A 25,292-nucleotide genomic window follows, 5' to 3' on the forward strand; every position below is an offset into this window, starting at 1 on the left:
GTTTGCGTCCATTTGACCTGCTGTCAAATGTAGACCTTGGCCAATATTAAACCATATCTTGACGGATTTGACTAGTAATTTGCGGATTAAAAAAGCCGTCACATCTCAAATGTTCGGCTTCTCTCTCATATTACGAATTAGCGGCTTCCCGCGCTTTGTTTTGGTGATGCACTAATTTGGCCAATTGACTGGCTTTGCGGCGAATTTCTGCTGGTGGAGCTTGTGGTAAGGTAAAGTGGGTGACCATTTTATGGGGATCAAAGTCAGGGGTGACGCTGATCAACGAATAAAACACATTGTCTTCTTTAGCAGCAGGTAATGTCGCGTGGTTATAGGCAGTCAACGCGGCTTCATCTTTAGGCAAGTGACTTAAAAAGTCGGCCAGCACGCGATAGGAGTAGTACACGGCTTCTTCGTAGGTCGCACCGACGGCTTGAGCTTGCGGGATATTTACAAAACTGATTTCGTAGCCATGCGCAGTTTCTTCATTGCGCGCGGCAAAATAATAACGTCGGGTTTTGTCTGCCATGATCATCGCTCCTTTTTATCGCTTAGCTTTTGGCATAGCGAAATGATTGTTCTTGCATACTATTATAGCACGGTTAAAATTATGAGCAAGTATATGAGTAAATTTTAATATTCACAGGAATTCTATGTTTTTAATGCAGGTGTCTATGACAGGGAAACACGGGGTGGCGACTGATTTAAAGTCCCAACACTTTCCGATGGATAGCAACTGCATGTTTTTTCAAATCAGCGAATTTGTGAAATTTCCCCTTGTCAAACTCTTGGGTGCTTGCTATACTAATAAACGTTGTTGCGGTTGTAGTTTAGTGGTAAAACTCCAGCTTCCCAAGCTGGCGTCGCGAGTTCGATTCTCGTCAACCGCTGCAGAACTGACGCGAGCATCGCGTCAGTTTTTTAATTTATCAGGAAGAGTTGGTCGATACCGGTTCAGTGAGGCTGCGGGTGGTGTGAGCAGTGACGGTCGATCAAGGCGCACCTGGGTGAACAGTTCAATATCGAGTGGACAATTTGTCAATGAGAGTGGTACCGCGGGGAAACTCGTCTCTTGCAGAATTATTTTTGCAACGAGACGAGTTTTTTCGTATTCAAGGAGGAAAAATCATGGACTTCAAACAACAAGTCGTTACAGCTTTAAGCAACGCTACTGGCGACGATCTCAGTGCTGACCAAATCGCACAATTACTAGAAACCCCAAAAACCTCTGATTTAGGGGATTATGCTTTCCCAACGTTTGCGTTGGCGAAAGTTTATCACAAAGCCCCAAAGATGATTGCCGCAGACTTAGTTGAAAAAATCGACGCCAAGCCTTTTGAAGCAGTCAAAGCAGTCGGCGGCTACGTCAACTTCTTCTTAGACAAAGTTAGCTTTGCTCATGATACCTTGACCAGCATCGCAGCAGATCCCACGCATTACGGCGACCAACAATTAGGTGCCGGCAATGTCCCAATCGACATGTCCAGCCCTAACATCGCCAAGCCAATGTCCATGGGTCACTTGCGGTCAACTGTGATCGGCAATGCTTTGGCGAATATTTTGACGAAAGTCGGCTACTCCCCAATTAAGATCAATCATTTAGGGGACTGGGGCACCCAATTCGGGAAGCTGATCGTCGCTTATCGCAAGTGGGGCTCTGAAGCCGACGTTAAAAAAGACCCGATCCACTACTTAGTGAAATATTACGTTCAATTCCACGAAGAAGCAGAAACTGATCCATCGTTAGACGACCAAGCCCGTGCTGTGTTCAAACAACTTGAAGATGGCGATCCAGAAGTTCACCAACTCTGGTCTTGGTTCCGAGAAGAATCCTTAAAGGAATTCACCCGTATTTACGATATGCTAGGCGTGAAGTTTGACTCCTTTAATGGGGAAGCTTTCTACAACGATAAAATGGATGGCGTGGTCAAGGAGCTTGAAGACAAGCATTTGTTGAAGTCTTCTCAAGGCGCTGAAATCGTCGACCTTGAAAAATACGATTTAAACCCTGCCTTGATCAAAAAGTCTGATGGCGCCACGCTTTACATGACCCGGGACTTAGCCGCAGCCTTTTATCGTCACAACGAATACAACTTTGTTCAAAGCTTGTATGTCGTCGGCAACGAACAGCGCGAACATTTCGACCAACTCAAAGCCGTCATTAAAGAAATGGGCTACGACTGGGCAGATGATATTCACCACATTCCATTTGGTTTGATCACTTCTGGTGGGAAGAAGTTGTCCACCCGTAAAGGCAACATCATTTTACTGGAAAAAGTGCTTAACGATGCCATCGAATTAGCGAAGAAGCAAATTGCCGAAAAGCATCCTGATTTAGCAAATGCCGACAAAGTGGCGCATCAAGTCGGCGTCGGCGCGGTGATCTTCCATGATTTGAAGAACGAACGTTTAGATTCTTTTGACTTCAACTTGGAAGAAGTCGTGCGTTTTGAAGGGGAAACCGGCCCTTACGTGCAATACACCAATGCGCGTGCCAACAGTATCCTACGCAAGACAGAAACGCAACCAGCTGCCGATGTGGCGTTGACTGATCCAGCTGCTTGGGATGTGCTCAAAGCTTTAGGCGATTATCCTAACGTGATCGCGCGCGCCGCGAAAGCTTACGAACCTTCCGTCATTGCGAAATACGCGTTGAAGTTGGCCAAAGCCTTCAACAAGTACTATGCCAACTCCAAAGTCTTAGTCGACGATGCCGAATTGCCAGCACGTTTGGCGATGGTGAAAGCTGTCAGCACGATTTTGACTTCTGCACTGGCATTACTTGGTGTTGAAGCCCCTGCAGAAATGTAATTTCTGCGATACCCGTTCATGGCGAACGGGTATTTTTTTGATTATTCGTGTGTTACAATATGCATAGATATTCACCAGGAGGGTCATTCATGAATAAATCCCAACGACAAAACGCATTGGCGCGTATTATTAACCAAAAAGTGATCAGCACCCAAGACGAATTGTTAACGGAGCTGAAAAATGCCGGTATCGAAGCGACGCAAGCGACGATTTCCCGTGACATTCGCGAGTTACGCATCGTCAAAGCCCAAGATGCGAGCGGTGCGTTGCGGTATACCATTTTCCGTGGGGATAGCGAATCGCAATTGGAACGGTTAGGCAACTCTATTCGCGAAGTCGGGTTGTCCATCACCCGGGTGCGATTCATGAATGTGATCAAAACCTTGCCATCTAACGGGAACCTGTTAGCGGCAATCATCGACGATATCAAATTCGCGCAAGTGGTCGGGACCTTAGCTGGGCATGACACCATCGTGGTGATCTCACCAGATGAGGAATCTGCGATTTGGTTCAATCAACAATATGATCGCGCCTTTAGCGATTAAGCTAAAGCGCCGCAGCGAAACTTATCGCTGCGGCGCTTTTTTCGACTAATTTTGACGATTACGATTGGCTTTGATACCTTGAATCAAATTCCAGATCATCCAGGCTGAGGGAATCAACCAAATCAACATGACGTCGCCAATGAGAAAATACAGGACATGATTGTCTTGATTGAGCCAAGTAGCCGTCATTGGGACCCGCACCAAGATTCCTAGTATGCCTAATATCACTTCAACAAATAGGAAGGTCACTGCAATTGGTAAGAAGCGAAATTTCTGACGATCAACATAAAATTGAAAGGCCGCTGCCAGCAAACAGGCGCCGATCACGATGAAAGCGACTGGATTGGATAGCGTCAGTTTGAGTGGCGTATTGAGTGAAACAAAACTCATGGGAATCAACGCACCGGCACCGCCGCACAAGACGATAATTATCCCAGCAGCGAGCCATTGGTGTTTGGCAAAGACAATGCGACTAAGTCCCCAGGAGAGAGCAAGTATGAAGATCCCGATGCCGACGAGTCCGATCAACAGCTTACCAATATCGACTGGTTCACTGGGAATGATCAAACTTGGTAAGCACAGGAGTAACGCATAAAAGCCGGCACCTGTTAACGCTACACGACGAATTTTGTGCCAATCATTAGGTAATGCCTGCAACATTTCTTTGGCAACGCCAGCAGGAGCAGTGCCAAAATAATCCGCCGCAGATTGGCCGTTGGCTTGGGCATCAAGCAAGTCGTTTAGCAAATCGAGCAAATCAGTTTCCATTTGAACATTATTTTTTAGCTTCCCACGCATGCGTAAATAAACGACGATATTGCCATAAAATTCTGCATTCTGCTTATTCAATAACTGACTGCGATTTTGATTCTCTTGCATCAACTCAGCTTCATTCATGGTCGTGTTCCTCCAAGTTTACGATCGATGTGACATTCGTCTCAAGCTGTTGCCATTCAGTTAAAAATTTATGTTTTGCGGTTTGTCCGGCTGTTGTCGGTGAATAATATTTACGCTTTGGCCCGTCAGCAGATTCCCTGAATTCACTTTTGAGGAGGCCTTTTTTCTCCATCGTCATCAATAGTGGATAAATCGTGCCTTTAGGAACATCGGTAAAGCCAAAGTCATCTAAACGTTGCGTGATCGCGTAGCCATATGAAGGCGACTGATCCAACAAAATCAATAAGCAACCTTGTAAGACGCCTTTGAGCATTTGACTGGTTTCGTTGCTGGCCATGTCATCACCTCTAGTTTGTTTTACCAACTAGAAGATACCACGCTCGTAGATAGTTTGCAATACATACTAGTGGAAAATAAAAATACCACTGAAGAGTTTCGCTGGCAATTAGACAATTTGTTAAAATACTGCAGGACATTCGACGGTTTGCACAAGATCGCTCAGCGGCTTTTGCCAACTGAGCTTTGCGCCGTGTAACATCAACCGCGATGCCGCGGATTCGTCGCCATACAGTGGATCGCCAAGGATCGGGAAACCGATTGATGCCAGATGCACGCGAAGCTGATGGGTGCGACCTGTTTCTAAGGTCAACCAGACGCGAGCAATCTGACCATCACGCGCGATCACACGGTAATGAGTGACGGCATGATCACCATCTTCGCGGACCATGCGTTTGCGTTTATCATTGGGATCATGGCCGATCGGCGCATCGATCACCCCAGCATCGGGGATATCACCACTAACTAAAGCGACATATTCACGGGCGACAGTTTTCTTAGCAAGTTGTTGATTGATCAAACTTTGCGTCAGCGGATCTTTGGCAATCAACGTCAAGCCACTGGTCAACATGTCTAAGCGATGGGTGATGTATGCGGGATTTGGTGCGAGATAAGCGGCGACCCAGTTCATCAAGGTGTCCACTTCACTAGGTTGATTGGGGTGGGGTTTGATGCCGGCAGGCTTATTGACGATCAAGACTTGATTATCTTCGTAGATCACATTAAGGGGATGCACTTGATGAACATAATCAGTGGGATCTGCGGCAGCTATGTTTAATTGAATGGTTTCCCCAGCATGCACCGGCAAATTGCCATAGCGATAGTCGCCATTGACGGTAACGCCTTGATGTTGCCGCAGCCAAAACCGCCAAGACTTTGGCACATGCCAAGCAGTCAATTGGTCGGTGACACTAGGATAATCATGTAAAACTGGAGCCGTAAGTGAAAATTCGGGCATAAGGCGGATTCCTTTTCATTGGATTTACGTTAAAGTTGTGAAGCTGGCCAACGCCATCACGCTAGCAATGTTACAATATGTAAGACTAATTTATAGGAGGGGTATCGTTGGCTTACCTCAAGCAATTTTGGCAGTGGGTGCGACCTTACCTGCATACCGCCTGGGCGGCAGTACGCTGGTTCTTCCGGCGTTTTCAACTGATCCGCTGGATAATTTTGATCGGGTTGACCATTATTTTGATCGCGAGTGCTTGGTTTACTTATCAAGCCAAAACCGCCGACGTTCAAAACATCAAATCAACCCTGCAAACCAAAACCGTGATTTACGATCGTAAAAACGAAGAAGCCGGGACCCTTTACGGACAAAAAGGGACTTATGTGACCTTAGATAAGATCTCGCCGCAAATTCAAAATGCGGTGTTGTCGACAGAAGATCGCACCTTTTATTCTAACTGGGGGTTTTCGATTAAAGGGATCTTGCGGTCATTGGTGAACTTGATCATTCATCATGGCCAAATCACCGGTGGGGGGTCGACCATCACCCAACAGTTAGCTAAGAACACTTTACTGACGCAACAACAATCCTACTTACGCAAAGCTCAGGAATTATTTTTAGCGATCCAGTTAACTAAAGTGTACTCTAAATCAGATATTTTGACGATGTACTTGAACAATGCCTACTTCGGCAACGGGGTATGGGGCGTTGAAGATGCTTCAGAAAAATATTTTGGTAAACATGCGTCAGAACTCGACGCTTCAGAAGGCGCAACTATCGCCGCGATGTTGCGTAGTCCCAGTTATTATAACCCGATCGACAACATGCAACATGCGGTCGATCGTCGGAACTTAATTTTAGGGTTGATGGTGGACAACGACAAGCTGACGCAAAGCGAAGCCGCGACGGCAAAGTCTGAAACCTTGACACTGAAAGATAATTACACCGATGGCAATGCCAACAAGTATCCTTACTTCTTTGATGCGGTGATCGAAGAAGCCCAAAAAGATGGCATCTCCCAAGATGACATCATGAACAAAGGCTACAAGGTTTACACGACTTTGGACACGACTTATCAAAGTGAAATGCAATCGACTTTTGATAACGATACGAACTTCCCAGACAACGCCTCTGACGGCACCAAAGCGCAAGCCTCAAGTATTGCTGTGGATCCTAACAACGGTGGGGTACTCGCAGTGGTCGGCGGGCGCGGTGAGCATGTGTTCTTAGGCTACAACTACGCAACGCAGCTGCAGCGCAGCCCTGGTTCGACAATCAAACCGTTGATGGTGTACACGCCAGCGCTTGAACATGGTTATGACTACGACTCCACCGTTCAAGATAAAAAGCAAAGTTATGGCGCCAACAACTACACCCCAACCAATGCCACTGGCACTTATACTGGTAGTTTGCCGATGTATATGGCGTTAGCCAATTCTGTCAACACTTCTGCCGTATGGTTGCTCAATAAAATTGGCGTGCAAACCGGCGTCAAAAGTCTCGCCCGCTTTGGCATCGACTTGAAGAAAAAAGATCAAAACTTGGCCGCAGCGTTAGGTGGGGTGACCACCGGCTTCAGCCCGTTGATCATGGCTCGCGCCTATTCCGCTTTTGCTAACGGCGGCTACTTACCGCAAACGCATTTTATTCGCAAAATTGTTGATGCCACTGGTAAAACTGTCGTCGACAACAGCGAAAATACGAAGAAGCGGATCATTTCAGCATCGGTCGCCAAGACGATGACCTCGATGATGCTTGGGACCTTCAAATATGGTACCGGCGTTTCAGCGGCACCATATGGTTACACTGTCGCTGGGAAAACTGGATCAACTGAAGTGCCATCTGATTGGGGCTACGGGACGCGAGATCAATGGGTCGTCGGCTACACCCCAGACATGGTGGTTGCGACTTGGACTGGTTTTGCGACGACGGATAAAGATCACTTCTTAGTCGGCACCAGTGAATCTGGCGTCGCCCCAATTTTTAAAGCAGAAATGGCTTCGATGTTACCAAGTTCGCCACAAAGTGCCTTTGACACCAAAGATGCGAAATCTGAAGCAACCTTGCAAACACCGGCGACAAGTTCTAGTGGTAGCGATGTTTGGTCGAATATTCAAGATGGCGTCCAAAGCGGCATCGATTCTGCTAAGAATACGGTTAATCAATGGTATAATGACATTAAAGGGTTATTCAATTAACCTAAAACAACGAAATGAGGCGCCTATTTATGGCTAACGTATACGACACCGCCAACCAACTGGCATCAGATTTAAAAGAATCCCAACAATTCAAGGAAATGCAACATGCCTTTGATATGTTGAAACTCGATGCTGTCGCTTATGCGATGTTCCAACAATTCCAACAAAAACAAATGCAATTGCAACAAATGCAAATGCAAGGCCAACAACCTACCGAAGATGACATCAAAGAAATTCAAACCCTCGGTGAAAAAATGCAAAACATGCAACCGATCAACGATTTGATGGTCAAGGAACAAGCTTTATCCCAAATGATGGATGAACTCAACCGCGCCATCACCCAACCAATCGTCGATATCTACCAAGGTAAATAATCATCATGGGACTCAGACAAGTGTCTGAGTCCTTTTTATATGTTTGAGGCCGAGTCATTTGAAATGGGGACTCCATCTGGCCGCCGCCACATGGTGAGGGTCCAAGGGGTTGTCTAGCCGAGGTGTGTCGCTGCGCTCCCTACTCGCCGGATCTTTCCCCACGGCTTTTCGTGTCGGATAGCAAGCAGGTAAAAGGCAGGTGTCGTGATTGCGTTTTGAGGGAAAAATCGCTATCATGAAACATAGCAATGCATCGTAGAAAAGGTGGCCCATATGGCAAAACAACTATTTGATTTTCAAAACGGCGCAGATCTCACGATTCCAGTGTTGATTAAGTCTGCTGAAGTGCGTTTAGCAAAAAACGGGAAGAAATTCATCGCGTTCAATTTCCAAGATGCGTCTGGTCACATCTCAGCGAAGTTCTGGGATGCTCAGGAAGCGGATATTGATCAATACAAAGCTGGCGTTGTGGTATTGCTCCACGGCAAACGTGAATTGTATCAAGGCAATCCGCAGATCAAGATCTACAATATGCGCTTAGCCACGCAAGAAGAAGGCAATAATCCTGCCAACTACCAAGAACATGCGCCTGAATCTGCAGATAACATGGGCGATGAACTCAATGATTTCATTTTTAAGATCACTAATCCCAACTGGAATCGCATCGTCCGCAAGCTGTTGGCTGATCACAAAGAGGCCTTTTTAACTTATCCAGCAGCGAAGTCCAATCACCATGCGTTCACTGGTGGGTTGGCTTTCCATACGTTGAGCATTTTACGGTTAGCGCAAAGTGTTGCGGATCAATATCAAAGCGTCAACAAGTCGTTGTTATTTGCTGGGGCAATTTTACATGACTTGGGCAAAACCATCGAATTGTCTGGCCCAGTGTCCACTGAATATACGATGGAAGGCAACTTGATCGGCCACATTGTTTTAGTCGATGAAGCGTTGGTGCAAGCTGCACAAGAGTTGAAAATCGATATTCATCAAGAAGATATGATCATGTTGCGGCACATGATCTTGTCACATCACGGGTTGTTGGAATATGGTTCTCCTGTGCGTCCAGGGTTGCTAGAAGCGCAGATCTTGCACAATCTTGATGATATGGACGCCCAGATCAATATGTTGACCACCGCTTATCAACATATTGAACCAGGGACATTCACCGAGCGGTTGTTTGGGATGGATAATCGCCGATTCTATCGTCCAGAACATGGGAAAAGCTACGCCGATCCTAAATAATGAACTAGAAAGCTCGCTGGCAGCAAATGTCAGCGGGCTTTTTGATTGGGTTCAGGCGGGAAAAAACACATTACAAAATTCTGGGCACCAAAAAAGCGCAACGCCTAAACGTTACGCTTCAAGATTGATTTAGTTAGCGGTGCTGGAACCAGTGCTGCTTGCGCTAGATGGGTTCAAGTAAACGGAAAGCACGTTCTTCAAGTCAGAATCCTTGATAGAAACATTAGCCTTCTTCAAGACTTTCTTGATCACACCAGTCATGACCGTGGTGTCAGATTCCCACTTGGTGTAAAGTTGCTTCTTAAGTTCTGCCGTGTGATCCGCTTTCTTGCCTTTGGCAGGAACCTTGATGGCACGGATGATGTGGTAACCATAGCTAGTCTTCACAGGTGTTTGCGTGAAGTCGCCAGCTTTAGTCAACTTGAAAGCAGCTGCTTTGAAGGTAGCATCCAAGCTTGTGTCAGTGTTGTCAAAAGGACTCAACTTACCAGCATCAGAAGCCGTGGCAGTATCGGTGGAGTTGGCCTTGGCCAACTTCTTGAAGTTTGCTTCAGAATTGTCTTTCTTTAAATCAGCGATCAATTCGTCAGCTTTGTCTTTCTTGGCAACCAAGATGTGTTGCACCGTGATCTTTGGTTGATACTTCTTCCATTGCGCATCGATTTGCTTTTGCGTTGGCTTCTTCAAGTCTTTCAACGCAACAGATGACAATAAGGAAGTCTTGATTTGTTCCTTGAAGGTCTTGGTGGTCAAACCGCTTTGTTGTAATGCAGAAGAGAAGCTTGAGCCGTATTGCGACTTAACCTTGTTATATTGGGCGGTGACTTTCTTGTCAGAAACCTTCTTGCCGTATTGTTGTTCCAACGCCTTTAAGACGATCATGCTACGCAAGGTGGATTGACCACTGGTGGTGGACTTCATTTCTTGGTAGTAATCATCTTTGGTGATCTTGGCGCCTTTCATGTTGGCAACCGTACTAGAACCGCACCCAGCTAAGGTTGCAGCCAGCACAACGCCGGCAATGCCGAGGATCCATTTCTTCATTGTGTACACACATCCTAATTTAAGTATTTGGTACATTCGCACGTGTTCTAATATACCACAGTCCAAAAGTCTTTGCCCAATGTTCACGAAATCGTCAAACTTTTTCCTAAAAAAGCATGTATATCAAGGGTTCAACTTGGGTGGTGTCACAAAAAAACGCCTCGCGCTAGGCGAGACGTTCAAAAGTTTAATTAGTTGCTAGAGGAAGTGGTGGAGGAACTGGAACTCAAGTAAACGGAAAGTACGTTCTTTAAATCGCTATCTTTAATGGAGACATTGGCTTTCTTCAAGACTTTCTTGATCACATTGGTCATCACCGTGGTGTTAGATTCCCAGCTGGTGTAAAGTTGCTTCTTCAATTCAGCAGTGTGATCAGATTCTTTGCCTTTGGCAGGAACATTGATGGCGCGGATGATTTCATAACCACTGGAAGTCTTTACCGCAGTGGTGGTGTAATCGCCAGCTTTAGTCAACTTGAAGGCTGCAGTTTTGAAGGTGGAATCTAAGCTAGTGTCAGTGTTGTCAAAAGCCGTCAGTTTCCCAGCAGTCGAGCTAGTGGCAGTGTCTGTGGAATACTTCTTGGCGAGTTTCTTGAAGTTAGCGGCACTGGAGTCTTTCTTCAACTCAGCTAAGACAGTGGTGGCAGTGGCTTTCTTCGCGACTAAAATGTGTTGCACCGTGATTTTTGGTTCATATTTCTTCCATTGGGCGTCGATTTGCTTTTGCGTTGGCTTCTTTAAATCTTTCAACGCGACTTCAGAAAGCAGCGAGGTTTCGATTTGTTCTTTGAAGGTTTTGGTGGTCAAACCGTTTTGTTCAAGGGCGGAAGAGAAGCTTGAACCATATTCTTTTTTGACTTTGTTGTATTGGGCGGTGACTTTCTTTGACGAAACTTTATCGCCATATTGTTGTTGCAAAGCTTTAAGGACGATCATGCTACGCAAGGTGGATTGTCCGCTAGAAGTGGACTTCAATTCTTCGTAGTATTCTGATTGCGTGATTTTGGCGCCTTTCATGTTGGCGACAGTACTGGAGCCACACCCTGCTAACGTGGCAGCCAAGGCGATGCTGGCGATCCCAAGAATCCATTTTTTCATAAATACACATCCTATTTCGATTAATTGATTGCGTGACCTAATATAGCATGACCTCAACGTAAAATTGCCGATTTCACAAAAGCATCATAAAAGCCTCAAGGTTTCATCGACTGCGGCATCAAATCTTCTAAGTTTCCCGCACGAATGTCAGATTTGACCATGATTCACGATAGGAATGCCTCTCATGACTTTGTGAAAATTACGCTACAATAGTCACCGTAAGCGTTTACAAAATATTTGAGCAAAGGGCGCGATAAAATGAAGTCGCCATATATCGAATCATATATTCAATTTCCTACTGGGCGGTTGACGTTATTAGAAGTACAACAAATTTTCAGTACGATTCCTTTTGAAGTGGATCTGATCGATCACACCGATCACTTCAGCTGGTTCTCCAACAAACCAAACCGCGAACATGTGCGCTCAACCAAGGCTTTAGGTGAGCATGTCCAAACTTGTCATCCTGCTAAAGCTTGGCCGATCGTCAAAAAAATCATCGATTCGTTTAAAGATGGGTCGCGTGATTCTGTCAGTCGGCCACTGACGATGAATGGTCATCGGGTCTTTATTCAATATTTTGCCTTGCGTGATGTCGACGGTGAATACTTAGGCACTATCGAATTTACCGGCAGCGCAGAACCGATTTTGCAAGCCTTTGAAGCAGGCGGCTGGTCAGATTCAAGTACTGGGGCGTCACAAGCTGATGGGAAAACTGGCATGCCTGATGCCACCAGTGGCGCTTCAGAAGATGCACCAGTTGGTACGCCGGCAGATGCGACATCTGCTGCAAGTGAACATCCGAATGTTGGGGTGGCGAGCGATGCTGGCGATCAAGCCGCGGATGCTGATTCAGGTGCGTCACAGTCTGATGAAACTGGACCATTTCCAGATTCTGGACAAACCGTTGACGGCATGACTGGGGCATCGGAATATTAATGGGGGACGCACAATGGCACAAGTAGATTTTGGCAACGTCACCAACATTGACGTCTTAAATTTAAAGAGTTTGGAAAAGCGCGCCGAAGCGGTGATCGGCCGCGGGGAATTTGGGTATATTTCTGAAGGGTCAGATGACGGCTACACCAAGTGGCGCAACACCAATGCGTTCAAAGATGTGCACATGCTACCACGAGTGTTACAAAACGTTGAAAATCCTGATCAAAGCACCACGTTCATGGGTGAAAAACTCGCTTCACCATTGATGACCGCACCGATCGCCGGGAACAGCCTAGCGCATACGAGTGGGGAGATCGGTTTAGCTAAAGGTGCTAAAGAAGCAGGCATTATGATGTCGCAAAGTACTTTTGCCAGCAAAACCATCGCGGAAACTGCAGCTGTTTCTGACGGCGCACCATACATGTTCCAACTTTACATGCCAAAAGATTGGGGTTACTGCACGTATTTGCTTGATGAAGCGAAAAACGCTGGTGCCCGCGCTATTATTCTGACCGCCGATTCAACACTTGGTGGCTATCGTGAATTAGATGTCATGAATCATTATCACTTGAAAGGCAAAATTGCCAACTTAGCGGGTTATAACACTGGTGAATCTGGTGCTGGCGCTGGTAGCTTGTTCAAAGAATCGATGCAAAAGCTCAACTTAGGCACCATCGAAAAACTTGCAGATTACTCCGGGTTGCCGATCATTGTCAAAGGCATTCAAGATGCTCGCGATGCAGACTTAGCGATTCAACATGGTGCCAGTGGCATTTATGTCTCCAATCACGGCGGTCGTCAACTTGATGGTGAACCAGGGAGCATTGAATGTTTACCTGCAATCGCTAAAGTGGTTGATCACCGCGTGCCGATCATTTTTGATGGCGGGGTGCAACGTGGGACTCATGTCTTGAAAGCTTTAGCTTTAGGTGCTGATTTGATCGGTGTTGGTCGGCCATTCTCCTACGGCTTAGCGTTAGGTGGTTGGGAAGGCGTGAAAGCCGTTGCCGATCACCTGAAGATGGAAATTTACATCGCGATGCAATTGACTGGTTGTCAAACTATTGAAGACGTCAAGAAGATGCACGTCTCAACTGATTTTCAAATTTGAACCAACAAAAAACCCCAGCGAGTTCGCTGAGGTTTTTGATGTTGTGGTTAATGTTCATCGATGGTGGTATTTAAGCTGTCGGCAGCTTTAGAAATCGCATCGAGATGTTCATTGATTGCGTCAACTCGTGGTTGGGTTTGAAAATTGAAATCATCAACGCTTGCTTGAATATCATCAACTGCCGGCTTTAACGTGGTATCAAGTTCATGACGTAAGTCTTTCATCGCGTTGCCAAAGCGGGTGACTGCGTGTTGCACGCCGTTAGTCGCTTCAGTCAATGAATCGACATATTGACTTGCTGAAGCAACCCGCTGAGCACCTGTTTTCTTCGCGGTAAGCAACGCATAAGCCGTGCCGACTGCGGCACCGAGCAAGAAGCCAGTGGTAAATTTTGCCATTAGTCTTGTACCCGCTTTTTGATGTTGTCAGCGATGGCTTGCAACTGAGCGCTGTCGTATTGATCGGTGTGATCGCCAAAGTGAATGTTGAAGTCGTCGTCATCTGAGTAGCGAGGGATCAAGTGAATATGAGAATGGAAGACACTTTGGTAAGCGACTTCGCCATTGTTGTTTAAAATATTCAAGCCTTTGATCTTGGGGTCGCTGGCTTTGATGGCTTTGGCAATTTTAGGGATTCGGGAGAATACTGCTGCTGCTAAATCAGCATCGTATTCGAAAATATCGGCAACATGTTTCTTTGGCACAACTAAAGTGTGGCCTGGGGTGGCTTGAGAAATATCTAAGAATGCCAAGACGGTATCATCTTCATAAACTTTGACGCTAGGGATGTCGCCGGCGATAATTTTGCAAAAAATACAATCTGTCATGGTCAATTCCTCTTTCTTGATGAAGTTTTGCTTTGCATTCATGCTATCATAGATGAAAGCGAGTTTAAATCCAAATTCTGTGGAGGCACCAACTATGTTAGACATCCAACAACTTACCGGCGGCTATGGAACGGTACCGGTTTTACAAAATGTGAGCTTCACTGTTCCTGATCAAAGTATCGTCGGCTTGATCGGCTTAAACGGCGCCGGGAAATCCACGACCATTAAACACATTATCGGTTTATTGAAACCTTTATCAGGGAAGATCTTAGTTAACGGTCAAAGCCTTGATGACGACGCCAATGCCTATCATCAAGCTATCGCCTATGTCCCAGAAACTCCAGTGCTTTATCCAGAACTCACGCTTCAAGAACACATCGATTTAACGATCATGGCTTATGACCTTGATAAAAAAACCGCTTGGGCGAAAGCCAATGACTTATTAGCAAAGTTTCGCTTGGATAATAAGTTGGCATGGTTCCCAGACAATTTTTCCAAAGGCATGAAGCAAAAGGTGATGATCGTTTGTGCCTTTATCACTGATGCCAAGTTGTTTATTATCGATGAACCTTTCACCGGCTTGGATCCATTGGCGGTACATGACTTGCTAGACTTGGTGCAAGCAAAAAAAGCCGCCGGTGCTTCAGTGTTGATGTCCACGCATATTTTAGCGACGGCGCAACAATATGCTGATGAATTTGTGTTACTCAAAGCCGGTCAAGTCCGTGCGCAAGGTGATTTAGCAACCCTCAGTGATAAGTTTGGGATCGCTGATGCCTCATTAGATGACATTTATATGGCGATGAGTGAAGAAGGAGCGCGCGCATGAAACACCTTTGGCAAACGCGCTTAAAACAACATTCACAAGCGCAATTTAAATATTTGAAATTGGTGTTCAACGATCACTTTGTGTTGGTGTTGATCATTATGCTTGGGGCACTGCTTTATGGCTATTCTCAAGTGGTTAAATCAATGACGGCTGCTTGGTGGTTACCAGGGGCATTAGCGATCGTCTTCACTGCATTGTTGGGGATCGGTCGTTTAGCAAGCCTCGTCCAAAAAGCCGATGCGACTTTTTTGCTCCCGAAAACCACAGAATTTCCGAAATATTTGAGCAAAGCACGGCGCTATAGTCTTGGGTTACCGTTAGTGGTATTGACCTTTGCCACAATCGCCGTGATCCCGATGTTGAAAGTGTTAAACTTACAAGTCTTTGATGCCATTGCGTTAGGGGTATCGTTATGGGCCTTTAAAGATGCGGATCTGTGGTTGCAAGTGTTGAGCTTTTATCAAGGAGCGCCGAAGTGGGCCAAACGGCGGTATTTGTTTGGGATCGCGTTGATTGCTTTAGGGTTTGGTTTTTACATTCATCCAGCGATTTCGTTAGTGGTCAGCTTAGTGGTGGCGCTTGGTTTGCGTTGGCAACTTGGGGTGTGGCTCGATCCTGCCCATTTAGACGGGTTGCAGTTAGTGGCGGCAGAAGCTAAGCGGATGGGGCAGATCTATCGCTTCTATAACTTGTTTACTGATGTGCCAGGTTTACAAGGCACCGTCAAACGTCGCAAGTATTTAGATGGGATCGCAAAAACTGTCTTTAAAAAGCAAAAAAATACTTGGGCATGGCTTTTGATCCGCAGTTTCTTGCGGCGCACTGAATTCTTAGGGTTATATTTGCGGTTAGTGGTGATCGGCGCCTTGTGCTTAGTGTTTGTCCAACAGTGGTGGTTAGCACTGTTGTTGTCAGCATTGTTCGTTTACTTGATCGGCTTTCAATTGTTGCCGATGTATCAAGTACATGACGACATTGTTTTCAGTTATTTATATCCGCTGCCAGCCAGTCAAAAGCCGCAAGCCTTTAAAGCCTTGATCGGGAAATTATTAAGTTTAGCAGCAGTGGTATTAGCCCTTGGCGCGTTGGCAGGTGGTCACTGGCTTGCCGCGATCGCGGCACTAATTGGCGGTTTAGTCATTGCCATAGGCTTAGCAGTATGGTATTTGCCGATCCGTTTACAACAATTTGCTAAAGCCCGCTCTTGACTGGAATGTCTGCAGTTAGTACACTGATTCTAGATGTGGCGTTAGCCCACAATACGGACAATTGCGAATTTTGTAACGATTGTAATTAGGAGTTGTGCCTATGGATTTTGATCTTGACCCAGGGTGGTCGCTGAGCCCTGTCGGTGGCACTACCGGCGGTGCGTTTTTAGGCGTTCATGCCCATGAGAAATTCTTTTTAAAACGAAATGCGTCCCCATTTTTGGCGGCCTTATCCGTTGAGGAGATCACTCCGAAATTGATTTGGACCAAACGCATGACTACAGGTGATGTGCTGACTGCGCAAGAATGGCTCAACGGCCAGACTTTGACGCGCGCACAAATGAATACGCCGATGGTGGCAAAGCTTTTAGCACGCGTTCATCATTCGCAATTGCTCCACCGCATGCTCAAAAAAGTCGGTGCCCCAATGCCGACGCCGGCGCAACTGCGCGATCGCTATGTCGCCGACTTACCAAAGCCTTTGCGACAACATCCGTTAGTGGCAGCAACGGCAAAACGTCTGAAGTCACTGCCGCCGCATGTCGCTTCAACTGTGTGTCACGGTGATCTCAACCATAAAAATTGGTTGTTATCAGATGCCCACAAGTTATATCTTGTGGATTGGGATCAAGCTAGCCTCGGCGATCCAGCGTTTGATTTGTCAGTTGTTTTGATCAACTATGTGCCTCGCGCACAATGGGGGACGTGGCTTGAAGCTTATGGGACGCATTTGACTGATGATTTGTTGGCTCGCATTATGTGGTACGGTCAATTGCATTTGTTAGAAGCCGTGCGCTTTGGTTACAATCAACAACGTTACACAGAAATGAATCAAGCGTTGATCCGCTTGCAAGCGTTAGTGGATGACAATTAAAATCGATGACCCGGCGGTATCCGCCGGATTTTTTATGGCAACGAGTGAATAATTGGAGGAATTATGCGTTTACGAAACAAACCTTGGGCGACCCCTTTGATCGCTGCTCACCCTGAATACATCATGACCAAACCGGAAAACATGCAAGGCAAGTGGCAAAGCCGCTTTGATACACCGCGGCCATTGTATTTAGAAGTCGGCTCTGGTAAAGGCCAATTCATTGTGAATATGGCGCAACAACATCCCGATCAAAACTTTATCGCCTTAGAAATTCAAGAAGTGGCGATCGCCTATATTTTACGTAAACAAGTTGAATTGCAGTTGCCAAACTTGCAATTGATCTTAGGTGATGGCGCTGACCTGACTGATTACTTTGAACCTGAAGAAGTGACTGGGGTGTTCTTGAATTTCTCTGATCCATGGCCAAAAACCAAGCACGAAAAACGTCGCTTGACTTACAAGACCTTCCTTGATCAATACAAGGCGATCATGAAGCGCGGCGGCGTTTTACAATTTAAAACTGATAATTTAGGGTTCTTCCAATTTTCATTGGTCAGCATGAACAACTATGGCATGCATTTTGACTTGGTGTCACTCGACTTGCATCATGATGATCGCGTCGTCGGCAATGTGGAAACGGAATATGAACATAAATTCGCCTCAAAAGGTGGGTTGATCTACCAACTCACTGCCCGCTTTGACGTGTTGGCGTGACCAATGCAACACCGTGCCATTCTCAGCGACGGTGAAGGCATACATCACATCATCAATGATCAACCCGCCATCATAAGCGGTCATGTACACATCACCAGCGGCAGTTTGATGCGGGTGATGATCGATGTAGCCGCCTGAAACTGTGCCGCCGTCTGAGAAGCGGCGGACGAGTTGCGCATATCGCCGTTTAGGTAGCCAAGTGTGGTAATAGTAGTAATGGCCCCAAGCACTGATAGCACCAACTGCTACTAAAGTCGAAATTGTGGTCGCAGTATTTTTCTTCATAAGCGATCCTCCCATGGCTTAAATATACCGCGGAATTCATGGGTTGCCAAATAGCAAACAGTTATGTATAATATGCTTATCTAATGTAAGTGAAAGGATGTTGTCTCATGAAAGTATTTGACTCAGATGATCAGATCCGCCAAGCCGTAAAAGGCGATGGCAAACAAATGTTGTTCTTCACTGCCGGCTGGTGCCCAGATTGCGCTTTTATCAAACCAGAAATGCCTGCGATCGAAGCTGAATATCCAGACTTTGACTTCATCCAAGTGGACCGCGATGAAAACATCGAAGTCGCCCAAGATTACGGTGTGATGGGGATCCCAAGTTTTATCGCCATTGAAAACGGCAAAGAGATCGGCCGCTTCGTCAACAAAGATCGCAAAACCAAACAAGAAGTTGAAAGCTTCATCAATGGTTTGCCTGCTTAGTCACTGAAAGGAACGTCAATTGTTAGTCACCACTTATAATCCCAAAGCTTTAGGCGATGTCCTCATCGCTGTAGTCGGCCCTGATGATGTTAACCAAACCAGCCAAAAAGCTGGCAATATTGTTGGAATCTACAATGCCAAAGGCGACGCCACTGGCTTTAATTTCTTCAATATTCACGATTTGTTGCCAGAACTTGATGGCAATGGGCAAGTCCAATTGTCAGAAACTGACTTGAAGACCTTGAATGCAGCGATCGCTGAAGCTGGTTTGAAGGGCGCTTTGCCATTGAATAACCCAGCGCGTATCGTCATCGGCAAAATTGTTGAATTCGAGGCCCATCCAGATTCTGATCACTTGCATGTGACCAAAGTCGACCTCGGTGCTGAAGGCATCAAACAAATCGTTTGTGGCGCGCCAAATGCTGAACTTGGGCAAACAGTGGTTGCTGCATTGCCTGGTGCGATGATGCCAGATGGCAAATTGATTTGGCCAGGGGTGTTACGTGGGGTCGATTCATACGGGATGTTATGTGCCGCTCGCGAATTGGCATTACCCAACGCACCACAAAAGCGTGGGATCTTGATCATGCCTGATGACTTGAAAGCTGGTCAAACTTTTGATTTCGATCAAGCAGTAGCTGTGGTTGCTGCCCAGAACTAAATGAAACTTCTTCACCGTGAACTGTTAAAGGTTCACGGTTTTTTTGTGTAATTGGCGGAGTGGCGGCTTTGATATGGTAAAATAGAGGCTATTGAGTAATCGGAAGGGATGAAATTCATGGCGCATTATGATGGCCCGCCGTTTTTACGCGGCGAAGCAGAACCACCTGCTGAAAAATATCCATTACCACCTAAACCTGAGCGCCAAGCACCAAAGCCAAAATCAGTGACACCGGCACCCAAGCCGATCGCGCCAGCTGCTGAAACAGTTGGTCGGCACTCGGTTGATCCACTGGCGGCGTTAAGTACCCCGAAATCTGTGGTCCGTCGCGATATTCAGCGACCGCAAATCGATTATCGATTGATTTTGACCCAGATGCAGCGCCGCGATGATCAAGTGTATTTGTTCACTGATGATAACGACACGGTTCGCAAACCAGATGCTGAGGTCGAATCGACTGAAACCCAGATGCCAACCGCAGATCTTGATGCACAACGTCAAGTTGACGATACGCACCAAGCGGCAGATGACGACGCAACTGGCGAAACGACAACCAATGAAAATCAGTTGCCTGTCGAAGATTCAGCAGTTGAGGCTCAATCACAATCGGTAGATGCACAGACGCCAACTGTTGCTGACAGTGATGTGGTCGCACCAACGGCACCCATGGCTGGTGCTGAAGCGCAAGAGTCACCAGCGGAGACAATAGGCGATGCGACTGAGACCATCGATGATGAAAGCTCGGATGTTAGGGATGTTTCAAAAGCTGATGAAGTCGAACAAAGCAGTGAATCAGATGCTGAGGCCTCAGCAGCGGAACAGCCAACTGAAAAGTCTTCAGCTGCAGCAACTAACACACAATCACCAAAGCCAGCGACGACAAAGCTGATCCCTAGCCAAGTTGATCCTTTGAAAGCGGCACAACAAGCGCAACTTGAAGCAGCGTTAGCCAAACAGAAAAAAACGGTTTATGCCAACTGGCGACCGATTCAATTGCCTAAGCGCAATGACTTACACCACGCCGTCGGGGATTACAAAGCGCGGCATAAAGACTTACCAAAGCCGGTTGCGCAAGTGAGGGCTGACCAAGCAAAAGCCTCGCAGCAAGCGACGCCAAAACCTGAAGTGGCATCCTCAAAGTCTGCAGTCGAAGTGTCAAAGCCTGAAGCGGTGGCACCACAACCTGAACCGACAGCGGCAAAGTCAAAGCCTGATTTCAATCCTGATACCATCGCCTTGCATTCAGAAGCTTCAAAGCCGGAATCACCTTACGTTTTCCCACCATTGGACTTGTTGCCAAAGCCTGTGATCACCACAAGCGATGAACAAAATGATTGGGTCGAAGCGCAATCGCAACGTTTGGATGAAACGCTTGAAGCCTTTCATGTCGGGGCGCATGTCGTCGCCCACACCATTGGCCCTACCGTCACACAATTTCAAGTCTCGCTAGATGCAGGCGTCAAAGTCAATAAGATCACCAACTTAAATGATGATTTGAAGTTGGCTTTAGCGGCTAAAGATATTCGCATCGAAGCGCCGATCCCTGGCAAAACCACTGTCGGCATCGAGATCCCGAACTTGCATCCCCGTCCCGTGATGTTGCGAGAAGTGTTGCAGTCACCCGCTTTTCAAGATGCAGAATCACCGTTGACGATCGCACTAGGGGTCGATTTATTCGGACAACCCGTCGTCACCAACATTAACAAAATGCCGCATGGCTTGATCGCTGGGGCAACTGGCTCTGGTAAATCAGTGTTCATCAACTCCTTGCTCACGTCGCTGCTTTACAAAGCGACCCCAGAACAAGTGCGATTATTGTTGATCGATCCTAAAGCAGTTGAATTAGCGGTTTACAACAACTTACCTCATTTGGTATCGCCAGTGATCTCAGATCCTAAAGCTGCTGCCGAAGCGTTGAAGTGGGCAGTGGAAGAAATGGAAAACCGTTATCAGAAAATGGCCGCAGCTGGTGTGCGTAATCTTGCCCAATTCAATCGCAAAGCCAAAGCTCATGGTGATTTCGGCTTAGTATTACCATATGTCGTGATCATTATTGACGAATTAGCAGACTTAATGATGGTGGCAGCCAGTGAAGTGCAAGATTACATTGCGCGGATCACCCAAAAAGCTCGCGCAGCAGGGATCCACTTGATCGTCGCGACTCAGCGGCCATCAGTGGATGTCATCACTGGTACCATCAAAAACAATATTCCGACGCGGATCGCCTTTATGGTTGCCAGCCAAACGGATTCCCGCACAATTATTGATGCCAACGGCGCAGAACGCTTGCTTGGCCGTGGGGATATGTTGTATCTTGGTAGCGGCGCCAGTCAAGCCTTGCGTTTGCAAGGGACGTTCATCGATGAAGATATCGCGACTGTGGTGGATTTTGTTAAAAAAGAACGCCCAGCACAATATTTATTTAAACCAGATGGCTTGTTAGCCCAAGCTGAGGCATCAGATTCTCAAGACGAACTGTTCCCGCAAGTGTTGGAATATATCGCCCAAGAAAAACATGTCTCAACGTCGAAGTTGCAACGCGTCTTTTCAATTGGCTACAACCGTGCGGCTAACTTGATCGATGAGTTAGAAATGCGGCATTACATCAGTCCAGCTAACAGCTCGAAACCTCGAGACGTGTACTTTACTAAAGAAGATCTGGCTGACGATTAATATGATGATTAAGGGGAAAACAATGACTCAAACGTATTATTTTATTGGTATTAAAGGTTCTGGCATGTCTGCATTAGCATTGATCTTGCATGACATGGGAAACGTTGTATTAGGTTCTGATATCACCCAGTACACGTTCACCCAACGTGGCTTAGCCCAAGCCGGCATCGAAATGTTGCCATTTGATCCTGCAAACTTAAAGCCTGGCTACACAGTGATCTGTGGGAATTCCTTCACAGACGAGCATCCAGAAGTCGTCAAGGCACATGAACTGGGCTTGAAGTTCTATCGCTACCACCAATTCGTCGGTGAATTGATGAAGCCTTACACCTCCATCGGGGTTGCCGGCGCTCATGGTAAGACTTCCACCACTGGTTTGCTGGCCCACACTTTAAGCGGGATCGACAAAACTTCTTATTTGATTGGCGACGGCACTGGTAAAGGCACCCCTGATTCCAAGTTCTTCGTGTTTGAAGCTGATGAATATCGCCGTCACTTCTTAGCCTATTCCCCAGATTACTTGATCATGACCAACATCGATTTTGATCATCCTGATTACTACACCGGTATCGAAGACGTCTACTCTGCCTTTCAAACTGAAGCCGAACAAGTACAAAAAGCGATTTTTGCTTGGGGGGATGACGAATGGTTGCGGAAGATCCATGCTGATGTGCCTGTATATTACTACGGGACTAAAGACACTGATGACTTCATCGCTAAAAATGTCACCCGCACCACCACTGGTTCAAGCTTTGATGCCTTCCATCACAATGAATTGATCGGTCACTTCCATGTGCCATTATTTGGGGAACACAGTGTCCTCAACGCCTTGGCAGTGGTTGCCGTTGCCTATACTGAAAAACTCGACGCCGACTTCATCGCTCGCGAACTCGCCAGCTTCTCAGGCGTCAAACGCCGCTTCTCTGAAAAGAAAATGGCCAACGCTGTGATCATTGACGATTACGCGCACCATCCATCAGAAATCAAAGCCACATTAGATGCCGCCCGTCAAAAGTATCCTGATCAACAAGTCGTTGCCGTCTTCCAACCCCATACGTTCTCACGCACCATCGCTTACTTGGATGAATTTGCGGAAACGTTAAGCAAAGCTGACGCCGTTTATGTGACCCCAATTTTCACCAGTGCCCGTGAAACCTCTGGCTCTGTGTCTGCTGAAGACTTACAAGCCAAAGTCACCAAGCCTGGTGCAGTGATCAAGTTAGACGACATGTCTGCATTGCTAGACTATGATAACGCCGTGTTTGTCTTCATGGGTGCCGGCGATATTCAAAAGTATGAAGTCGCGTTTGAAGACTTGTTATCCCATGGTGAACTTAAATAATTTATGACATCAAGCGATATCGGTCTTAAGTCCAACTGACAAGTTGTCATTTTATCGCTATAATGTTTTTTAAAGCTAAGACGAAAGGAGACGATTCGATGCAAGAACGTCGTGTTGTCAATGATACTGGGCTTTCCACTTTCTTTGCGAAAGTCTACAGTACCATGGGCGGTGGTTTATTGATCACTGCTTTGATCAGTTATTTATTAGGAAATGTGTTCCAAGTCCAATATGGGAACTTCATTGCTTCTAACCGCATTTTGTTCCTGGTGGCAACTTTCTTACCATTGATCTTAATGTTTATGATCTCCGGTCGCCGCGGTCAAGAATCGCCTGCTTACGCCCGCGTGATGTTTGGGTTGATGGCTGCCAGCTATGGGTTCACGTTAGCGTCGGTGTGGATCATTTATCCAGCTGCTAACATTGGGATCTCACTGGTGGTCACTGCCGTCATCTTCTTCACGATGTCCGCAGTTGGTCGCACCACTCATCAGAACTTGTCGATGGTCGGGCGCTATGCCTTAGCCGCATTGATCGGTGCCATCGTGTTGACCATCATCAACATGTTCATGGGCTCCAGCATGATGTCCATGCTGATCTCATATGTGATCTTGATCGCCTTCATCATCATGACTGCTGCTGATACGCAAGCATTGAAGCGCATTTACATGACCGCTTCTGGTGACGGTAGCTTTGCCGTTAACACCTCAAGTTTGGCCGTTCAAGGGGCTTTGATGTTGTACTTGGACTTCCTCAACTTGTTCATGGTGATTTTACAGATCTTCGGAGTTTCTGATAATCGTTAATCAAATCAACACTTTCATCATGAGATGAAGGTGTTTTTTTGTGGCGTAAGCGCCGCCGAGGAAAAATCACCAAGTCCACGGCCGACAAGGGAATGCTTGGATTTGGTTGATTCGCTGATTGAAAATTGTGGCGTTAAATTAGGGTCACACCACCCATGCGATTACACTGAAGCCGTCACCAGTGAAAGTTTTTTTCTGGGAGGGGAAGGTTATGGCAAACTCAGTGTTAGAAGCCAGTGTGGAACAAACGCTACCAGCGTTTAATCAAGTCCCAGCGCTGTTGGCGTTGCGGTTTTTAAATGTGTCAGATGCCGAAATCGACTCGGCAATCAGAGATTTTGCGCAGGCATTAAGTCAGATCCAAGATGTGGTGATTGAACAAGTTCCAGCTTATCAATTCCATCAAGCGATGGCAGTATTAAATCCTGACTGGGCAGAGGGAAGTCCCACGGCAGATCATGAAGCGTTCATTCGCTTGTTGTGCATCAGCTTGTATTTACGGTTTATGGCCCATAGCGGACATTTGAGTTTAACCGAGACTCAAGTCCTAGATCAATTCAACCGCTACATGCCACCGCGGACGTGAGCGTTGTCGCGAGTCTCAGACATAATTCGTCTGAGGCTCGTTTTACTATCGTTGTCCGGCATCGATAGTGTTTTATGCTGCCACCAGGCGACAGTGGGCTAGCTCCGTTGCGGAACTGAAGTCATCTCACGTGGCATGCCTTTCCGGCGTAGAGATCGGCAAAAAGCGCCGATGCTACGTTTTTACACCGCATTTCAAGCCAAGAAAACCGCTTGTCTTGAAATTTACCTGAAATATTAGCTAAGCCAGAAACCCGCTGTCTTAGCTAAAATTTCTGCCACGTTCGATGATTTCAGTTCCTCCACTACGCTAGCCCACTGTCACCTGACGGCTACGTAACACGCTATACTTCTTTGATACAATGTTTGATTTTGTGAACGGCGCTGCAAAGTCAGCATATTGGCATAGTTTGCTGAAACACTCACGCTGCCGGACATCATTTCCACGGTCAAAGATGAAATTGAGTTATGTCACAGCCTAGTTTTGTTAGCTCTTAAATCTGGTACAATAAGCGTAG

26 protein-coding genes and 1 tRNA gene are annotated in these 25,292 nt (G+C 46.5%); 18 read left to right on the forward strand and 9 right to left on the reverse strand.

Features of this window, described 5'->3' with window-relative positions:
* Positions 1-130: 130 nt before the first annotated feature.
* On the reverse strand, positions 131-529 hold the full coding sequence (locus EKM92_RS02670; RefSeq protein ID WP_125707620.1) for a hypothetical protein: 399 nt from the start codon (positions 527-529) through the stop codon (positions 131-133).
* Between the two features lie 290 nt (positions 530-819).
* Here EKM92_RS02670 and EKM92_RS02675 point away from each other — a divergent pair.
* The 3 genes from EKM92_RS02675 to EKM92_RS02685 all read left to right on the forward strand — a co-directional run bounded on the left by EKM92_RS02675 (position 820) and on the right by EKM92_RS02685 (position 3,356).
* Positions 820-890, forward strand: a tRNA-Gly gene (locus tag EKM92_RS02675).
* A gap of 238 nt (positions 891-1,128) precedes the next feature.
* The gene (gene argS / locus EKM92_RS02680; RefSeq protein ID WP_125707622.1) at positions 1,129-2,811 is read left to right on the forward strand and encodes an arginine--tRNA ligase; all 1,683 of its coding nucleotides are present in this window, start codon (positions 1,129-1,131) and stop codon (positions 2,809-2,811) included.
* Positions 2,812-2,900: 89 nt separating this feature from the next.
* On the forward strand, positions 2,901-3,356 hold the full coding sequence (locus EKM92_RS02685) for an arginine repressor (protein WP_125707624.1): 456 nt from the start codon (positions 2,901-2,903) through the stop codon (positions 3,354-3,356).
* A gap of 45 nt (positions 3,357-3,401) precedes the next feature.
* Here EKM92_RS02685 and EKM92_RS02690 read toward each other — a convergent pair whose 3' ends face one another.
* The 3 genes from EKM92_RS02690 to EKM92_RS02700 form a co-directional block, all read right to left on the reverse strand.
* Positions 3,402-4,253: a DUF1129 domain-containing protein gene (locus EKM92_RS02690; RefSeq protein WP_125707626.1), complete on the reverse strand. Its 852-nt coding sequence runs from the start codon at positions 4,251-4,253 to the stop codon at positions 3,402-3,404.
* Positions 4,246-4,590 (reverse strand): PadR family transcriptional regulator, encoded by a 345-nt coding sequence (locus EKM92_RS02695; protein ID WP_125707627.1) that lies wholly within the window; start codon positions 4,588-4,590, stop codon positions 4,246-4,248. The genes EKM92_RS02690 and EKM92_RS02695 overlap by 8 nt, the downstream gene beginning before the upstream one ends.
* A gap of 120 nt (positions 4,591-4,710) precedes the next feature.
* Complete coding sequence (locus tag EKM92_RS02700) at positions 4,711-5,547, reverse strand: RluA family pseudouridine synthase (protein WP_125707629.1); 837 nt, start codon at positions 5,545-5,547, stop codon at positions 4,711-4,713.
* Between the two features lie 137 nt (positions 5,548-5,684).
* On the opposite strand from EKM92_RS02700, the gene EKM92_RS02705 reads away from it, so the two are divergent.
* The 3 genes from EKM92_RS02705 to EKM92_RS02715 all read left to right on the forward strand — a co-directional run bounded on the left by EKM92_RS02705 (position 5,685) and on the right by EKM92_RS02715 (position 9,355).
* Entirely contained in the window at positions 5,685-7,739 is a 2,055-nt protein-coding gene (locus tag EKM92_RS02705; protein WP_420812555.1) for a PBP1A family penicillin-binding protein, read from the forward strand.
* Between the two features lie 29 nt (positions 7,740-7,768).
* Complete coding sequence (locus tag EKM92_RS02710) at positions 7,769-8,113, forward strand: YlbF family regulator (protein ID WP_125707631.1); 345 nt, start codon at positions 7,769-7,771, stop codon at positions 8,111-8,113.
* A 273-nt stretch (positions 8,114-8,386) separates the two neighbouring features.
* Positions 8,387-9,355, forward strand: coding sequence for a 3'-5' exoribonuclease YhaM family protein (locus tag EKM92_RS02715; protein ID WP_125707633.1), 969 nt, complete (start codon positions 8,387-8,389; stop codon positions 9,353-9,355).
* Between the two features lie 129 nt (positions 9,356-9,484).
* Here EKM92_RS02715 and EKM92_RS02720 read toward each other — a convergent pair whose 3' ends face one another.
* Together EKM92_RS02720 and EKM92_RS02725 are read right to left on the reverse strand one after the other, a co-directional pair.
* Positions 9,485-10,399, reverse strand: a complete 915-nt coding sequence (locus EKM92_RS02720) for a peptidylprolyl isomerase (protein WP_125707635.1) — start codon at positions 10,397-10,399, stop codon at positions 9,485-9,487.
* Positions 10,400-10,590: 191 nt separating this feature from the next.
* Positions 10,591-11,496 (reverse strand): peptidylprolyl isomerase, encoded by a 906-nt coding sequence (locus EKM92_RS02725; protein WP_125707637.1) that lies wholly within the window; start codon positions 11,494-11,496, stop codon positions 10,591-10,593.
* 258 nt (positions 11,497-11,754) lie between these two features.
* Here EKM92_RS02725 and EKM92_RS02730 point away from each other — a divergent pair, with 258 nt between their 5' ends.
* On the forward strand, positions 11,755-12,432 hold the full coding sequence (locus EKM92_RS02730) for a PAS domain-containing protein (protein ID WP_125707639.1): 678 nt from the start codon (positions 11,755-11,757) through the stop codon (positions 12,430-12,432).
* 13 nt (positions 12,433-12,445) lie between these two features.
* Entirely contained in the window at positions 12,446-13,543 is a 1,098-nt protein-coding gene (locus tag EKM92_RS02735; RefSeq protein WP_125707641.1) for an alpha-hydroxy-acid oxidizing protein, read from the forward strand.
* 47 nt (positions 13,544-13,590) lie between these two features.
* On the opposite strand, the gene EKM92_RS02740 is transcribed toward EKM92_RS02735, so the two are convergent.
* Positions 13,591-13,941 (reverse strand): YtxH domain-containing protein, encoded by a 351-nt coding sequence (locus EKM92_RS02740; protein WP_125707643.1) that lies wholly within the window; start codon positions 13,939-13,941, stop codon positions 13,591-13,593.
* On the reverse strand, positions 13,941-14,369 hold the full coding sequence (locus EKM92_RS02745) for an HIT family protein (protein WP_125707645.1): 429 nt from the start codon (positions 14,367-14,369) through the stop codon (positions 13,941-13,943). The genes EKM92_RS02740 and EKM92_RS02745 overlap by 1 nt, the downstream gene beginning before the upstream one ends.
* 94 nt (positions 14,370-14,463) lie before the next feature.
* Here EKM92_RS02745 and EKM92_RS02750 point away from each other — a divergent pair, with 94 nt between their 5' ends.
* From EKM92_RS02750 to trmB, 4 genes are all read left to right on the forward strand, one after another.
* Positions 14,464-15,198 (forward strand): ABC transporter ATP-binding protein, encoded by a 735-nt coding sequence (locus EKM92_RS02750; protein ID WP_125707646.1) that lies wholly within the window; start codon positions 14,464-14,466, stop codon positions 15,196-15,198.
* Positions 15,195-16,406, forward strand: coding sequence for an ABC transporter permease (locus EKM92_RS02755; protein WP_125707648.1), 1,212 nt, complete (start codon positions 15,195-15,197; stop codon positions 16,404-16,406). The genes EKM92_RS02750 and EKM92_RS02755 overlap by 4 nt, the downstream gene beginning before the upstream one ends.
* Before the next feature lie 100 nt (positions 16,407-16,506).
* Positions 16,507-17,280: a phosphotransferase family protein gene (locus EKM92_RS02760; RefSeq protein ID WP_125707650.1), complete on the forward strand. Its 774-nt coding sequence runs from the start codon at positions 16,507-16,509 to the stop codon at positions 17,278-17,280.
* Between the two features lie 63 nt (positions 17,281-17,343).
* The gene (gene trmB / locus EKM92_RS02765; protein ID WP_125707652.1) at positions 17,344-17,994 is read left to right on the forward strand and encodes a tRNA (guanosine(46)-N7)-methyltransferase TrmB; all 651 of its coding nucleotides are present in this window, start codon (positions 17,344-17,346) and stop codon (positions 17,992-17,994) included.
* Here the strand turns inward: trmB and EKM92_RS02770 are convergent.
* The gene (locus EKM92_RS02770) at positions 17,941-18,279 is read right to left on the reverse strand and encodes a hypothetical protein (RefSeq protein WP_125707654.1); all 339 of its coding nucleotides are present in this window, start codon (positions 18,277-18,279) and stop codon (positions 17,941-17,943) included. The two genes, trmB and EKM92_RS02770, sit on opposite strands and share 54 nt — an antisense overlap.
* A gap of 107 nt (positions 18,280-18,386) precedes the next feature.
* On the opposite strand from EKM92_RS02770, the gene EKM92_RS02775 reads away from it, so the two are divergent.
* The 6 genes from EKM92_RS02775 (at position 18,387) to EKM92_RS02800 (ending at position 24,775) form a co-directional block, all read left to right on the forward strand.
* A complete protein-coding gene (locus EKM92_RS02775; protein WP_125707656.1) occupies positions 18,387-18,707 on the forward strand; it encodes a thioredoxin family protein in 321 nt (106 codons plus the stop codon).
* A 19-nt stretch (positions 18,708-18,726) separates the two neighbouring features.
* Positions 18,727-19,368 carry a YtpR family tRNA-binding protein gene (gene ytpR, locus EKM92_RS02780; RefSeq protein ID WP_125707658.1) on the forward strand — a complete coding sequence of 214 codons (642 nt, stop codon included), beginning with the start codon at positions 18,727-18,729 and terminating at the stop codon, positions 19,366-19,368.
* Between the two features lie 117 nt (positions 19,369-19,485).
* A complete protein-coding gene (locus tag EKM92_RS13840; protein ID WP_164509874.1) occupies positions 19,486-22,041 on the forward strand; it encodes a DNA translocase FtsK in 2,556 nt (851 codons plus the stop codon).
* Between the two features lie 22 nt (positions 22,042-22,063).
* The gene (gene murC / locus EKM92_RS02790) at positions 22,064-23,383 is read left to right on the forward strand and encodes a UDP-N-acetylmuramate--L-alanine ligase (RefSeq protein ID WP_125707660.1); all 1,320 of its coding nucleotides are present in this window, start codon (positions 22,064-22,066) and stop codon (positions 23,381-23,383) included.
* Between the two features lie 98 nt (positions 23,384-23,481).
* On the forward strand, positions 23,482-24,189 hold the full coding sequence (locus EKM92_RS02795; RefSeq protein ID WP_125707662.1) for a Bax inhibitor-1/YccA family protein: 708 nt from the start codon (positions 23,482-23,484) through the stop codon (positions 24,187-24,189).
* 211 nt (positions 24,190-24,400) lie between these two features.
* Positions 24,401-24,775 carry a hypothetical protein gene (locus EKM92_RS02800; RefSeq protein ID WP_125707664.1) on the forward strand — a complete coding sequence of 125 codons (375 nt, stop codon included), beginning with the start codon at positions 24,401-24,403 and terminating at the stop codon, positions 24,773-24,775.
* The last annotated feature ends 517 nt before the right edge of the window (positions 24,776-25,292 follow it).

Origin of the sequence: Lacticaseibacillus porcinae, assembly GCF_003946305.1 — a bacterium.
Taxonomy (GTDB): domain Bacteria; phylum Bacillota; class Bacilli; order Lactobacillales; family Lactobacillaceae; genus Lacticaseibacillus; species Lacticaseibacillus porcinae.

Bases quoted from the DNA above. Each gene is read 5' to 3' on its own strand.
- EKM92_RS02670 (WP_125707620.1), bottom strand. From the start codon at position 529: ATGGCAGACAAAACCCGACGTTATTATTTTGCCGCGCGCAATGAAGAA.
- argS (WP_125707622.1), top strand. From the start codon at position 1,129: ATGGACTTCAAACAACAAGTCGTTACAGCTTTAAGCAACGCTACTGGC.
- EKM92_RS02685 (WP_125707624.1), top strand. From the start codon at position 2,901: ATGAATAAATCCCAACGACAAAACGCATTGGCGCGTATTATTAACCAA.
- EKM92_RS02690 (WP_125707626.1), bottom strand. From the start codon at position 4,253: ATGAATGAAGCTGAGTTGATGCAAGAGAATCAAAATCGCAGTCAGTTA.
- EKM92_RS02695 (WP_125707627.1), bottom strand. From the start codon at position 4,590: ATGGCCAGCAACGAAACCAGTCAAATGCTCAAAGGCGTCTTACAAGGT.
- EKM92_RS02700 (WP_125707629.1), bottom strand. From the start codon at position 5,547: ATGCCCGAATTTTCACTTACGGCTCCAGTTTTACATGATTATCCTAGT.
- EKM92_RS02710 (WP_125707631.1), top strand. From the start codon at position 7,769: ATGGCTAACGTATACGACACCGCCAACCAACTGGCATCAGATTTAAAA.
- EKM92_RS02715 (WP_125707633.1), top strand. From the start codon at position 8,387: ATGGCAAAACAACTATTTGATTTTCAAAACGGCGCAGATCTCACGATT.
- EKM92_RS02720 (WP_125707635.1), bottom strand. From the start codon at position 10,399: ATGAAGAAATGGATCCTCGGCATTGCCGGCGTTGTGCTGGCTGCAACC.
- EKM92_RS02725 (WP_125707637.1), bottom strand. From the start codon at position 11,496: ATGAAAAAATGGATTCTTGGGATCGCCAGCATCGCCTTGGCTGCCACG.
- EKM92_RS02730 (WP_125707639.1), top strand. From the start codon at position 11,755: ATGAAGTCGCCATATATCGAATCATATATTCAATTTCCTACTGGGCGG.
- EKM92_RS02735 (WP_125707641.1), top strand. From the start codon at position 12,446: ATGGCACAAGTAGATTTTGGCAACGTCACCAACATTGACGTCTTAAAT.
- EKM92_RS02740 (WP_125707643.1), bottom strand. From the start codon at position 13,941: ATGGCAAAATTTACCACTGGCTTCTTGCTCGGTGCCGCAGTCGGCACG.
- EKM92_RS02745 (WP_125707645.1), bottom strand. From the start codon at position 14,369: ATGACAGATTGTATTTTTTGCAAAATTATCGCCGGCGACATCCCTAGC.
- EKM92_RS02750 (WP_125707646.1), top strand. From the start codon at position 14,464: ATGTTAGACATCCAACAACTTACCGGCGGCTATGGAACGGTACCGGTT.
- EKM92_RS02755 (WP_125707648.1), top strand. From the start codon at position 15,195: ATGAAACACCTTTGGCAAACGCGCTTAAAACAACATTCACAAGCGCAA.
- EKM92_RS02760 (WP_125707650.1), top strand. From the start codon at position 16,507: ATGGATTTTGATCTTGACCCAGGGTGGTCGCTGAGCCCTGTCGGTGGC.
- trmB (WP_125707652.1), top strand. From the start codon at position 17,344: ATGCGTTTACGAAACAAACCTTGGGCGACCCCTTTGATCGCTGCTCAC.
- EKM92_RS02770 (WP_125707654.1), bottom strand. From the start codon at position 18,279: ATGAAGAAAAATACTGCGACCACAATTTCGACTTTAGTAGCAGTTGGT.
- EKM92_RS02775 (WP_125707656.1), top strand. From the start codon at position 18,387: ATGAAAGTATTTGACTCAGATGATCAGATCCGCCAAGCCGTAAAAGGC.
- EKM92_RS13840 (WP_164509874.1), top strand. From the start codon at position 19,486: ATGGCGCATTATGATGGCCCGCCGTTTTTACGCGGCGAAGCAGAACCA.
- murC (WP_125707660.1), top strand. From the start codon at position 22,064: ATGACTCAAACGTATTATTTTATTGGTATTAAAGGTTCTGGCATGTCT.
- EKM92_RS02795 (WP_125707662.1), top strand. From the start codon at position 23,482: ATGCAAGAACGTCGTGTTGTCAATGATACTGGGCTTTCCACTTTCTTT.
- EKM92_RS02800 (WP_125707664.1), top strand. From the start codon at position 24,401: ATGGCAAACTCAGTGTTAGAAGCCAGTGTGGAACAAACGCTACCAGCG.